Below are 649 nucleotides of genomic sequence, written 5' to 3'. Positions count from 1 at the left end.
TACCTACTAAACGCGCTGCACCTGCATCGGCATGGAATTCACGGTGACGGCTGTACCACATAGTGATGAAGCTTGCTAAGAAACCAAAGACAAGTTCCAACACCATAGACACACCAAAGTACACCATCATGTTCGTGCCTTGGCCTTCTTCATCGTCGTTCGATGCCACGATATTGGCGATAAAACGCGATAGGAAGATAACAAACGTGTTCACAACACCTTGCATTAGCGTCATCGTGACCATGTCACCATTCGCAATGTGGCTCACTTCGTGCGCCAGAACAGCTTCAGCTTCATCACGTGTCATGTGGTGTAGAAGACCAGTCGATACAGCAACCAGTGAATCATCACGCTTAGCCCCTGTCGCGCATGCGTTGATGTCTGCAGGATCATAAATCGCTACTGTTGGCATACCAATGCCCGCTTGTTGCGCTTGACGGCCTACCGTCTCAAGCAACCAATGCTCTGTTTCGTTACGTGGGCTTTCAATCACCATGCCGCCAACTGAGCGTAGTGCCATGCCCTTTGACATCATTAACGAAATTAATGCGCCACCAAAGCCAAATACGGCTGCCATGACAAGTAAACCAGACAGACTGCCTGGTTGCATTCCAGTGGTCGCGTAAACAATATTCAGAACAACACTAAG

At 49.0% G+C, this 649-nt stretch carries 1 protein-coding gene; it reads right to left on the bottom strand.

Annotated features, from left to right (window positions below; translation table 11 throughout):
• Positions 1-649 (bottom strand): protease HtpX (gene htpX, locus R7190_RS28175; RefSeq protein WP_318137966.1); only part of this gene is annotated, 649 nt, incomplete at both ends.

It is taken from the genome of Vibrio sp. 1078-1 (assembly GCF_033340475.1).
The sequence above is the reverse complement of the archived record's forward strand: the minus strand, read 5'-3'. Positions and strand labels throughout refer to the sequence as shown.